General features: G+C 64.9%; 12 protein-coding genes. 5 read left to right on the top strand and 7 right to left on the bottom strand.

Annotated elements, in window-relative coordinates:
- The first annotated feature begins 45 nt into the window (after positions 1–45).
- A complete protein-coding gene (locus tag ASH04_RS21135; protein ID WP_057474451.1) occupies positions 46–1356 on the top strand; it encodes a cytochrome P450 in 1311 nt (436 codons plus the stop codon).
- Here ASH04_RS21135 and ASH04_RS21140 read toward each other — a convergent pair.
- The 5 genes from ASH04_RS21140 to ASH04_RS21160 form a co-directional block, all read right to left on the bottom strand.
- Positions 1334–2416: an ABC transporter ATP-binding protein gene (locus ASH04_RS21140; protein ID WP_057474452.1), complete on the bottom strand. Its 1083-nt coding sequence runs from the start codon at positions 2414–2416 to the stop codon at positions 1334–1336. The genes ASH04_RS21135 and ASH04_RS21140 overlap by 23 nt on opposite strands.
- Positions 2416–3741, bottom strand: a complete 1326-nt coding sequence (locus tag ASH04_RS21145; RefSeq protein ID WP_032392476.1) for an ABC transporter substrate-binding protein — start codon at positions 3739–3741, stop codon at positions 2416–2418. The genes ASH04_RS21140 and ASH04_RS21145 overlap by 1 nt, the downstream gene beginning before the upstream one ends.
- Positions 3742–3769: 28 nt before the next feature.
- Positions 3770–4660: a carbohydrate ABC transporter permease gene (locus tag ASH04_RS21150; RefSeq protein ID WP_032374750.1), complete on the bottom strand. Its 891-nt coding sequence runs from the start codon at positions 4658–4660 to the stop codon at positions 3770–3772.
- Entirely contained in the window at positions 4657–5589 is a 933-nt protein-coding gene (locus tag ASH04_RS21155) for a carbohydrate ABC transporter permease (protein WP_176457186.1), read from the bottom strand. Before ASH04_RS21155 ends, ASH04_RS21150 begins: the two co-directional genes overlap by 4 nt.
- Positions 5590–5724: 135 nt before the next feature.
- Complete coding sequence (locus ASH04_RS21160; protein WP_032369549.1) at positions 5725–6639, bottom strand: L,D-transpeptidase; 915 nt, start codon at positions 6637–6639, stop codon at positions 5725–5727.
- Positions 6640–6917: 278 nt separating this feature from the next.
- Between ASH04_RS21160 and ASH04_RS21165 the strand changes: the two genes are divergently transcribed.
- From ASH04_RS21165 to ASH04_RS21180, 4 genes are read left to right on the top strand one after another with little or no spacing between them, the layout of a single operon-like run.
- Positions 6918–7637 carry a glycosyltransferase gene (locus ASH04_RS21165; protein ID WP_057474632.1) on the top strand — a complete coding sequence of 240 codons (720 nt, stop codon included), beginning with the start codon at positions 6918–6920 and terminating at the stop codon, positions 7635–7637.
- Complete coding sequence (locus ASH04_RS21170) at positions 7634–8632, top strand: acyl-CoA dehydrogenase family protein (RefSeq protein ID WP_057474453.1); 999 nt, start codon at positions 7634–7636, stop codon at positions 8630–8632. The genes ASH04_RS21165 and ASH04_RS21170 overlap by 4 nt, the downstream gene beginning before the upstream one ends.
- Positions 8626–9375, top strand: coding sequence for a PIG-L deacetylase family protein (locus ASH04_RS21175; protein ID WP_057474454.1), 750 nt, complete (start codon positions 8626–8628; stop codon positions 9373–9375). Before ASH04_RS21170 ends, ASH04_RS21175 begins: the two co-directional genes overlap by 7 nt.
- A 13-nt stretch (positions 9376–9388) precedes the next feature.
- Positions 9389–10018 (top strand): class I SAM-dependent DNA methyltransferase, encoded by a 630-nt coding sequence (locus ASH04_RS21180; RefSeq protein ID WP_032367156.1) that lies wholly within the window; start codon positions 9389–9391, stop codon positions 10016–10018.
- An 18-nt stretch (positions 10019–10036) separates the two neighbouring features.
- Here ASH04_RS21180 and ASH04_RS21185 read toward each other — a convergent pair whose 3' ends face one another.
- Positions 10037–10777, bottom strand: coding sequence for a GAF and ANTAR domain-containing protein (locus ASH04_RS21185; protein WP_082519366.1), 741 nt, complete (start codon positions 10775–10777; stop codon positions 10037–10039).
- Positions 10778–10910: 133 nt separating this feature from the next.
- Entirely contained in the window at positions 10911–11933 is a 1023-nt protein-coding gene (locus ASH04_RS21190) for a zinc-binding metallopeptidase family protein (RefSeq protein ID WP_057474455.1), read from the bottom strand.
- Positions 11934–11992: the final 59 nt, after the last annotated feature.

Here is an 11992-nt window from a genome sequence, read left to right on the forward strand (position 1 = left end):
CGAGAAACCACTCACATAGGGCGGGACAACGGGGAGGACAGTCGGATGAGGGAATTCGTACGGTGGATCGCGGCACACGGGGTCATCAGGTTCGGAGCCAAGCGTGCTGCGGCCGCCGGTGACCGGCAGGCCATGCTGGTCGCCGATCCCGCGACGCGGGCAAATCCGACGCCGGTGTACGAGGAACTGCGGGCGACGGCACCGCTGGTGAAGACCCGAATCTCCAACATCACCGTGCATCACCGGGTGGCGTTCGCGCTGCTGCGCTCCGACGATTTTCGGGTCACCCAGCTGGGCGGCACGCTGCCGGCACCGCTGAAGTGGGTGGAACGCCACACCCGCTCCGGTGCCCTGCATCCGATCCTCCCGCCGTCCCTGCTGTCGGTCGAACCGCCCGATCACACCCGCTACCGCAAGCTGGTGTCCTCGGTCTTCACCGCCCGGGCGGTCGCGCAGATGCGAGATCAGGTGCAGGAAACCGCGGACGCGCTACTCGACGAACTGACCGACGGCAGCTCTGTCGTCGACATCGTCGACCGATACTGTGCTCGCCTTCCCGTCGCAGTCATCGGCCGCATCCTTGGTGTTCCGGAGAAGGACAATCAGCGCGTCCTCGAATTCGGCGAAATGGCGGCACCCAGCCTCGACATCGGTATCTCGTGGAGCCAGTTCAAGCAGGTGGAGCGTGGCCTCATCGGTTTCGACGCCTGGCTCTCGCAGCACATCGCCGAGCTTCGCCGCAACCCCGGCGACGACCTGATGAGCCAACTGATCGCCGCCGAGGACGAGGGCATCGGCCTGAACGACGAAGAGCTCAGGGCCACGGCAGGATTGGTATTGGCGGCCGGGTTCGAGACAACCGTCAATCTGCTCGGAAGCGGCATCCAACTCCTGCTCGATCATCCAGATCAACTGGCTGTGCTGCAACAGGATCCATCGCACTGGCCGACCGCGATCGACGAGATGTTGCGGATGGAATCTCCCGTTCAGCTGACTGCTCGGGCGGCCAAGCACGACGTCGTCGTGGAGGGTGTGCCGATCACGAAGGACTCACTGGTCGTCCTCGTGCTGGCCGGTGCCAACCGCGATCCGCTGGTGTTCGAGGACCCCGACCGGTTCGACGTCACCCGCGACAACGCGGGTAAGCACCTGTCGTTCTCCGGCGGACGCCACTACTGCCTGGGCGCAGCGCTGGCGAAGGCAGAGTCGGAGGTGGGTCTGAAGACGTTGTTCGACAGGTTCCCCAACCTGCGTTCGGCAGGCGAGGGAACCCGTCGCGACACGCGCGTATTGCATGGGTGGGCAACACTTCCGGTGGATCTGGGTGAACCCGTCAGGACAACCGCAGGCCGGTAGCGGAGTCGAAGAAGAACAGTTCGTCGAGCACCGGCTTCAACCGGACGGTCTCGGCGAGGGCGACCGACAGCTTGCGATCCACCCTCACCGAAATACGTCCCGAGGGCGTCGTCCACTGACCGTCGGCGTTGGGTGCCGAGGCGTACACGAACGACTCCGCACCCAATTCCTCGATCAATTCGACGGTGAGCCGGAGTCCACCCGCATGTTCGCCGACGAGCTCCCACGATTCCGGCCGAACCCCGACGACGACGCGGTGGCCCGCCGACGACGGAACAGGGATCCGAACGTCTCCGAGGACCGCAGCGCCCTCGTGCACGGGAGCGTCGACGAGGTTCATGCCGGGAGACCCGATGAACCCGGCGACGAAGGTATTGACGGGATTGTCGTACAGCTCCCGCGGTGCGGCGATCTGCTGTAACTTGCCGTCCCGCAACACCGCAACCCGGTCACCCATTGTCATCGCCTCGACCTGATCATGGGTGACGTACACGGTGGTGGTACCCAATCGCTTCTGCAGTCCGGCGATCTGGGCCCTCGTCGACACTCGCAATTTGGCGTCGAGGTTGGACAGCGGCTCGTCCATGCAGAACACCTTGGGTTGACGAACGATGGCTCGCCCCATGGCCACTCGCTGCCGCTGCCCACCGGAGAGCCTGCCGGGCTTGCGACCCAGCAGCGGCTCGAGTTCGAGCATCCTCGCGGCGTCCAGTACACGAGCCGCAGTGTCGGCCTTGCTCATTCCCGCGTTTCGCAGTGCGAAGCCCATGTTGTCGCCGACGGTCATGTTGGGGTACAGCGCGTAGTTCTGAAACACCATCGCGACGTCCCTCGCCCGTGGGGCGAGCGAGGTGACGTCCACTCCGCCGATGTCGATGTGGCCGCTCTCGACGGATTCGAGGCCGGCCAACATCCGTAGACTCGTCGACTTTCCACATCCGGACGGCCCCACCAGCACGATGAACTCGCCGTCCGCTATGTCGAGTTCGAGCGTGTCGACAGCGAGAGAGTCCGCGCCCGGGTACCTGTGCGAGACACCCGCATAGTGAACGGTCGCCATTACTTCGGCAGCTTCGGGGTGATCTGACGGTCGATGATCTGCTGCAATTGATCCGAGACGGACGCGAATGTCGTTGCGACGTCGGCATTCTGCAGAGCGATCTGCTCGAGACCGCTACCGATGATCTTGTCGCCGCCGGGCACGAACACGCGGGCAGCGTCCTGGGAGCGGGTACGCGCCAACTGGTCCACGGCTGTCTTCGCGTTCGGGTTGGCCTCGAGGAACGCGATTTCCGACGGGTCCTGCTGCGCCGACTTGCGGACCGGCATGTACCCGGTGTTCTGAGAGAAGTACGCAGTGTTGGCACCGTTGGTGACGAAATCGATGAATTTGAGCGCGTTCACCTTTCGCTCGTCGGAGATCTTGGCCGGGATGGCCAGACCCGCGCCGCCGGTGGGGCATCCGGGCGCACCGTCGGTGGCCGGCAGGAAGGCCGTACCGAACTCGAACGCGGCACCCTTGGTGATGGTGGACAGGTCTCCGGTGGAGGCGATCGTGGAGGCGAGGATGCCCGCGGCGAAGTCGTTGGCGATGTCGTTGGAGACCGCCGCGTACTTCTTGGTGTGGATCATGTCCTGCAGGAACTTGCCTGCTGCAATGGTATTGGGGTCGTCGAACTTCAGCTCGAACTGATCGGAGTACGATCCGCCGAACGTCCAGATCGGTCCCTCGAACGTCCACCCGAGATAGTCGACGGCGTTGCCCCAGCCGTGGGCGAGCTTGCCGTTTCCGACGACGGCCTGGATCCGCGGGCCCCACTCGTCGAATTCCTGCCACGTGGCCGGTCCGCGATCGGGCAGGCCGGCTGCCGACCAGACGGCCTTGTTGTAGTAGAACAGCGGAGTCGAGCGCGCGTACGGCAGAGCCCAGTGGCTCCCGTTCCAGTTGTAATCGGCAAGAAGCGAATCCACGTAATCGGACTGGTCGACCCCGGCCGCAGAGAAGTGCTTGTCGAGGGGCTCGATCGCACCGGTGAGTGCGTAGTTGAACCACCAGACATCCGAGAGTACGACGACGTCGGGCACATCGTTGCCCGAGAGCGCCGCGTTGAACTTCTGCGACACCTCCTCGTAGTTCTTGCCGCCGTCGATGAGGTTGACCGTCAGTCCGGGGTTCTGCGCCTGGAACCGCGAGATCAGCTCCTTCTCGAATTCCTGGGACTTGCCCGGGTGGTTCGACCAGAAGTTGATGGTGTTCGCATCGCCTTCGACGCCGCCGCCGCCGGACGAGCCCGATCCGGGACCGCTGCACGCCGCGAGGGCTGCAGCGGCCGCAGCCGCACCGGTGAGCGTGAGGAAGCCACGCCGATTGATGATGTGTGCCATGGTGTTCGACTCCTGATAGTGAGGTGGATCAGCCCTTGACCGCACCGGAGGTGAGGCCCTTGATCATGTGGCGCTGCAGGACGAGGAAGACGAGAAGAATCGGCAGAATGGTGAGCACTGTCGCGGCCATGACCGCTCCCCAGTTGGTGTAGCCCTCGCTGTTCTGGAGCAGCGTCAGGCCGACCGGGAGCGGAGCAACCGACGAGTCGTCGGACATCAGGAACGGCCAGAGGTATTCGTTCCATTCGGTGACGATGGTGATGATCGCGAACGCCACCATCGTCGGACCCGACAGCGGCAGGATGACGCGGAACATCAACCGCACCGGGCCCGCGCCGTCCATGCGCGCGGCCTCGATGATCTCCGGTGGCAGCGACAGGAAGTGGTTACGCATCAGGAAGGTACCGAATGCAACGCCTGCCAGCGGAATGATGATGCCCTGAAACGAATTTCGCCAACCGAGCTCGGAGATGAGCGAGTAGTTGGAGATGACGGTGATCTGGTTGGGCACCATCAGCGCGGCAATGATGACGAGGAAGACGATGTTCTTGCCCGGGAATCGCAGAAAGACCAGGCCGTATGCACTGAGCACACCGAGGACGAACTTGATCGACGCGACCGCCGTGGTGATGACGATCGAGTTGCGCAGGTACGTGAAGAACGGCACCTCCGTCGTCGCCTCGTCGTAGTTCTGGGGGTGAAAAGTGCTGGGCCACCACGTGACCGGTTGAACGTAGATGTCGGGTCGGTCCTTGAACGAGGTGACCAGAATCCAGAACAGCGGTAGGCCGATCATCAGCAGGACGGCAACCATGGCCGCGTAGCCGAGGACATTCGCGCTGCGACGCGTGCGCTGCGGGTCCCGACCGAGCGAAGGCTTTTCCGGGACTGCAGCATCGGGCTTGCTCACCAAGGTCATCGCTGATCGTCCCGATCCATGATTCGTACCTGTACGAGAGTGACGATCAACAGCACGAGGAACAGGATGGTCGCGACGGTCGCCCCGTAGCCGGCCCGGAAGTTGCGGAACGTTTCCTCGTAGACCTGGTAGACCATCGTGGTGGTTCCGGTGCCCAGTGGGCCACCGCGCGTCATGACATTGATGATGTCGAAGACCTGAAGGGAGTTGAGCAACACCGTGATCGAGAGGAAGAACGTCGTCGGACGCAGTTGCGGCAGAAGCACTTTGCGGAACGTGGTCCAGCGGCCGGCCTGGTCGATCTCGGCCGCTTCCATCAATTCCTTGCGCACACCCTGCAGCGCCGCGAGATAGATGACGAAGGTGTAGCCCAGGTTCTTCCACAAGTAGGTGACGGTGATCATGACCATCGCCCATTTCGGATCCTGATAGAAATCCGGGACCGCACCGAGGCCGAATCTGCGCATCAGGTCCTGGACGAGTCCGAAGTTGGGATCGAAGACGAACTGGAATGCGATACCGATCGCGGCACCGGAAATCACGTACGGCGCGAACACTGCGGAGCGAACGAAGTTGCGGCCCCGCAGTTTACGATCGAGCAGCAGCGCAAGTATCAGACCGAGCACCAACGAGCCGACGACGGCGGCCACGGTGAACACGACGGTGTTGCCGACGATCTGCCACGTGTCGTCGCGGGACGCCCATTCGCGGTAGTTCTCGAATCCGACGAACGTGGACGTGGGCGAGGACAGGTTCCAGTCGAAGAACGAGAACTGGAAGTTCTCCACCAACGGGCGGTACGTGAAGACCGCCAACAGAACCAGGTTGGGTCCCACGAGAATCAGGAACAGTGCGTAATCGGTCCACGGCCGCGAGAAGAAGCTCTTCTTGCCTGCCGTGGGCAGCACTCGTTCGGTTGTTGCACTCACCGCGAGGACTGTGCTCAGTCGCGGCTAACGAATGGTGAACGCGGCCCCAACTGGTGCCGTCACGCAAACCAAATGCTGCGCAGTGGTGTGGTTATGTGCCGCGGAGGGCACATAACCACACCACTGCCGCAGGCACTAGCGGTTCCAGTCTCCGAGGCCGTCGGATCCGCTCAGGGTGCCGCCGTCGGTGTTGACGACGATGACGGGGTCACCCTTCTGGGCGTTCTCGAAGAACCACTTGCCGTCTTCGGTGCTGACGTTGAGGCAGCCGTGCGAGGAGTTGGAGTAGCCCTGCTGCGACTCGGACCACGGTGCCGCGTGGACGAAGATGCCGCTGTAGGAGATGCGCGTGGCGTACTCGACGTACGTGCGGTAGCCCTCTTCGGAATCCACCGGCACCCCGTAGGTGGAGGAGTCCATGTACATGTCGCGGAAGCGCTCGCCGACGATGTAGGTGCCGTTCGGGGTTTCGTGGCCGACCTTGCCCATGGAGGTGGGCATCGTGCGAACGACCTCGCCGTTGCGGGTGACGGTGATCTGCTTGGTGTTGTCGTCGGCCGTGGTGATGATCGAGTCGCCGGTGGAGAACTCGGCTTTCGCTCCGCCTGCTTCGACCGTCACCTGGGTGTGCGCCGGGTAGAACTCGTTGGGCAGCCACCGCACCTGCGTGTCGTTGATCCAGTAGAAGTGGCCGTCCACGGACGGGTTCGTGGTAACGCGGATGGCGCGCAGTGCGGCGTCGCGATCTCCGATGGCCTCGTCGAAGCGGATCGCGATGGGTTGCGCCACTCCGACGACCTCGCCGCCGGACGGGCTGATGCTGGGGTCGGCGAAGTTCGCCGGGGCCAGCGGTGCCACCCGTTGCTGTGGGGCGGGTGCGGGTGCCGCCGGGTCCGAGGATCCGGGCAGGCCGGGGATCGACACGTCGGGGCCACCCGGCCACAGCGGAGCCGCCTGGGCAGATCCGAATGCTGCAGAGGCGGCGAGCGCCGTACCTGCGAAAATTGCCCCGATGCGGGCGAACCTGCGAGTGCGAACCTGAGTTGCCATGTGACCCGACCATCCTTCGTACTGCGTCGTGATGCCCAGTAGCAGTGCTGCCGCGGGGCAACGCCCATTAACACATACCACCCGGACTTTTGCTAATCGGATATTGCCGAAAACGACGACGGAATCCACGACGACGAGTAGCTTCCCGCCACCCGAGCCCCTTCTTCGAGCCGTAGGTGTCGATCGTCTGCGAACGGGTATGTCGCATGCAACGTACTCCGTCCAGCCACCGGCGGTTCCGCAACGGGCTCGAGGTCCGGTGTCCGAAAGGGTGGCTCGTGACTGTCGATACCAGCACTCCAGTCCGTCGCATCGTCGTCGTCGTGCCCGCACACGACGAACAGGATCTGCTCGACGCCTGCTTGGATGCTCTGACGAACGCCGCACGTCGCGTCGCCGACGTCGCCCCGGTGACGGTATCCACGACGGTCGTTCTCGACGCGTGCACCGACGGTTCGGCGCGTGTCGCGGCGCGTCACCCGTCCGTCTCGGTCGTGACGGTGGCCCATCGCAACGTGGGAGCCGCGCGGGCGGCCGGATTCGCAGCGGACCTGAACGGCGGTCTGGGCCGCGCCGACACGTGGTACGCCACCACCGACGCCGACTCGACGGTGGGCGAGCAGTGGCTGGTGGGGCATCTGCGGCACGCCGCCGAGGGTGCCAGGGCTGTCGTCGGGACGGTGTCGGTGCGGTTCGAGGACCGCATCGTCGACGACGAAGCACTGCGCTCCTCCTACGACGCTCAGTACGTGAACGAGGCGGGCCATCCCCACGTGCACGGTGCCAATCTGGGTGTTCGGGCGACGGACTACTGGGCGGTCGGCGGGTTCGCGCCGCTCGCCACCGGCGAGGATCACGACCTGGTCCGTCGTCTGGAGCTCGGCGGCACCGTGTGCCGCAGGGTGTGTGACATTCCGGTCGATACTTCGGGCCGCCTGCGCGGCAGAGCACCCGACGGTATGGCCGGCTTCCTTCGTTCTCTGGAGCCTTCTGCATGACCGACACCGGATTCGTCGACACCCCCGATCGCACCACCGATCTCGAGTCGGCGTTACGCGCGCAGTTTCTCGCGTTCGAGGCGGACGGGCGGTTGGATCTGGCTCTCCCCGGCTCGGGAAACACAGACCACCGGTGGCAGTCGCTGGCTGCGCTGGGTCGGCACGACACCGTCCTGGGCCGCTGGGCCGAGGCACACACCGATGCGATCGCGATTCTGCACGAGCTCGACGGCCCGACGCCCGAGCGTGGCCAGATCTGGGGCGTGTGGGCTGCGGAACCCCCGGCTCCGATTCTGGAAGCGGTACGCGGCGATTCGGGGTGGCTCCTGTCCGGGACCAAGCCGTGGTGTTCGGGGGCGTCCGTCTGCACCCACGCACTCGTGACCGCTCGCGTCGACGGCGAGCCGCGATTGTTCGCAGTGGACCTGACTCATCCGGGTGCTGCCCCGGTGCCGAACACGTGGCATGCCGTCGGAATGCGCGAGAGCGACTCGGGCTCGGTGGCATTCGATCGTGTCCCCGCTGTCGTGGTCGGTGGACCGACGGACTACCTGACCCGGCCGGGCTTCTGGCATGGGGCGATCGGAGTGTCGGCCGTCTGGTTCGGTAGCGCCTGCGCGGTGGCCGACACCCTTCATTCGACCGTGCGCTCGCGTCCCGACCCACATCGCGCCGCTCACCTCGGTGCCATCGCATCGGCTCTCGGAGCCGCGTCGAGTGCCCTGACCACCGCGGCAGCCGAGGTCGATGCAGATCCGTTCGACCGCTCCGGCCGCGCTCGGATCCGTGCTCGCATCGTGCGCGCCGTCGTCGAGGATGCCGCCACGCAGTGCATCGACCGCGTCGGGCGAGCGCTCGGTGCCGGCCCGCTGTGCGCAGACGCAGAGCATGCTCGACGCGTCGCCGACCTCACCGTCTATCTGCGACAGAGCCACGCCGAACGCGACCTCGAAGCCCTCGGACACGACATCGCACAGGAAGACAACCCTTGGTAGAGAACGCATTCGACGCCGACGTCGACCTCGGTACCGCCGAATCGGACTGGCTGTCCGCAGATTGGTCGATTCCCGGTCTGCACTGGAGCGATGTCGTCACCATGGTCGTCGTGGCACCCCATCCCGACGACGAAGTACTGGGCGTCGGTGGGTTGCTGTCGATGGCCGCAGCCGCAGGTGTCGACGTACGGGTCGTCGCGGTCACCGACGGCGACGGTTCGCATCCGGGATCTCCGACGGTGTCGGCCGAGGACCTGCGCGCCCTGCGGCCCGTCGAGTCCGAGCGTGCCCTCGCCGAACTGGGCATCGTTCAGCCGCCGACGCGGCTGCAGTTCACCGACGGCGAGGTCGAGCGGCACGAGGACGCTCTGGCCCGCGCGCTGGTACCGCTGCTCGACGCCACTCCGGGTACCTGGTGCCTGACGCCGTGGCGCGGGGACGGCCACCCCGATCACGAAGCCACGGCGCGTGCCTGCCTCACCGCAGCCGCCGTCGTGGGGATACCGGTGGTGGAATATCCGATCTGGATGTGGCACTGGGCAACTCCCGAACACCGGGCGGTGCCGTGGTCACGCAGTCGCCGCATCGACCTGCCCGCGCACGCCGTCGAGGCGAAACGGGCGTCGATCGAGCGTTTCGAATCTCAGATTCGACCGCTGTCCGATCACCCGGCAGATCGCGCAGTGTTGCCACCGCACATCCTGACGCGGTTCCGACGTCCGTTCGAAGTCGTCTTCGCATGAGTAGGCTGTCCGCATGAGCTTGAGTCCGGAATACTTCCGCGATGTGTATGCCGCGCACGAGGATCCGTTCATGCTCGACAGCAAGTGGTACGAGCGTCGCAAGTATGCCCTCACCCTCGCATCGCTGCCCAAGCCGCACTATCGACGCGGCCTCGAACCCGGTTGCTCCATCGGTGTGCTCACCGAACAGCTCGCTGCCCGCTGCGAGCATCTGGTGTCGACAGACGTGGTGCAGAGCGCACTCGATACGGCTCGCGCGCGCGTAGGCGAGAGTGCTGCAGTCGATTTCGCACTGTGGTCCCTCTCCGACGACGTATCTGCGTTGCCGAATCCCCACGAGAAGTTCGATCTGATCGTCGTCAGCGAGGTGGGCTATTACCTCGACGACGACGACCTGGCGGCCGCCATGAGCCGCATCGTCGGGCGGCTGGAGGCCGGAGGCACACTGGTGGCCGCGCATTGGCGTCACGACGTGGACGACTATCCCATCTCGGGCGACCGGGTTCACGAGATCATCGCTGCCACAACCGGACTGGCCGCACTGAGCCGCTATCTGGACGAGGACGTGCGGATCGAGGTGTTCATCGCCACCGATGTTCCCGCCGTATCGGTCGCCAGCACCGACGGACTCGACGTGCGATGAGGCCCGAGGCCCCGGTCGCTATTGGGTGGACTTCGCCGCGTCGTCGACCAACTGCACGGCGAGATCGGCCAGCTTGACGTTGGTGTCCTGAGAGAGCTTGGCCAGCAACGCGAATGCCGCCTGCGAATTGAGATTGTAGCGTTCCATCAGCATGCCCTTGGCCTGCCCGATCAGATCCCGGCTGGTCAGCGCGGCCCTGATCTGCTGTTCTTCCCGGGCGCTGGAGAACGCGATGGCCGCGTGCGCAGCGAACAACGAACCGATGGATTCGGCCTCGGCCGAGAACGCGCCGGTTCGCGTCGAATGCAGGTTGAGTGCGCCGAAGTTGAACCCTTCGACGTAGAGCTGAAAGCAGATCATGCTCTTGACCCCGAGCGCAGACGCTGCATCGGTGAACTGTGGCCAGCGGGTCTCGCTGTCCATGTCGTCGATACGGATGGTCGTCTGTTCGATCGCCGACTCGAGGCAGGGCCCCTCGCCCAGCTGCTCCTGAATCTTGTCGCAGTGCCCGGCAACTTCTCCTGAAAGGGCTGCGCTGTGCACGAACTTGCCCTGCATGACCGTCGTGATGGATGCGTACTCGGCATTGGGGACCTGAGCGACCGCGGCCTCGGTGATCATGGCCAGGACGCGATCGGGATCGGAATGCTGACGCCGCAGCTTCTCGGCCACCTCGGCCAGCCGGCGACTCAGCTGGAAGTCGGTAACCCGCGGGATGGCACCCGACGCGTTCAGTGTCTGCTCGCTGATGGTGGTCACCTCGTCCTACTGCTGCACTCTGCCCGCGACTGCACTCTGCCCACTAATGCGCAGGGGGCGTACCCGGTATCGGCGGATGCCGACAACACAGGATACGCCCCTGGGCGCTGAGCTCAACGACCGTGAGCGAGGCTCACAGAGCGCTGGGTGCCACCAGAGAGTGCACGAAGCCGATCTTCTTCACGACGGTCGCCGGCAGCACGAACGGGTACAGGTCCTGGTGACCCATCGATCGGTTGATCTGGTTGAGTGCCCACGACAACGGCAGCCACCAGTCGATGATCTGATCGAAGCCGACCTCGCCGGGCAGCGGGCTTTCGAGGGTGGATCCGGCCGGTGCCATCCCGAAGGCCGCGGCCGTGTCGAGGGTGTCGCGGATGTGCAGGTAGTGGGCGAAGGTCTCGGCCCAGTCCTCGGCGGGGTGCATGGTGGCGTAGGACGAGACGTAGGTGTCCTCCCAGCCCTCCGGTGCACCTTCGCTGTAGTGGCGATCGAGCGCATCCTGGTAGCTCGAATCCGGATCGCCGAACAGTTCCTCGAACGCCGCGCGGTGTTCACCGTCTCCGACCAGCACCATCTGGTAGTAATGGCCGATCTCGTGACGGAAGTGCCCGACCAGCGTGCGGTAGGGCTCCGACATCTCCACGCGGAGCTGCTCGCGGTGTACGTCGTCGCCCTCGGCGAGGTCGAGGGTGATCAGACCGTTGTTGTGCCCGGTCATCACCTGCTGGTTGGCGCTGGAGAGCAGATCGAACATCAGACCCGTGGACGCGTCCTCGTCCCGTCCGACGATCGGCAGACCCAGCTCGGTGAGCTCGAGGATGACGCGACGCTTGTTGGTCTCCGCATCCGCGTAGGCGGCCATGGCCTCCAGGTCGTCGTCGGCCGGGCGAGTCCGCGTCAGCCGGCAGGACAGGCACAGGTCGTCGGAATCGGATGCGTCGACCAGCCAGTTGCAGCGTGCGGTGTTGAGATTGGCGCACGTCTTCCAGACGGCACCGTCCACCTCGGCCTCGGAGATGCCGTCTTCCTTGTCCGGGAGCACCAGGAGGGCTCTGCTCGGCAGATGGAAGCCGAGTGCGCTCGAGCAGCTCAGACACAGTGAGTTCTCGAACGACAGCTTCTGTCCGCACTTGCGGCAGATGAAATCACGCATGGATGTTCCTTAGTGGCAGGGGTGAGTCGGGCTCGTATTCCCGATTCTCGGCGGACTAA

Source organism: Rhodococcus sp. Leaf233 (assembly GCF_001426165.1).
In the GTDB taxonomy this organism is placed as follows: domain Bacteria; phylum Actinomycetota; class Actinomycetes; order Mycobacteriales; family Mycobacteriaceae; genus Rhodococcoides; species Rhodococcoides fascians.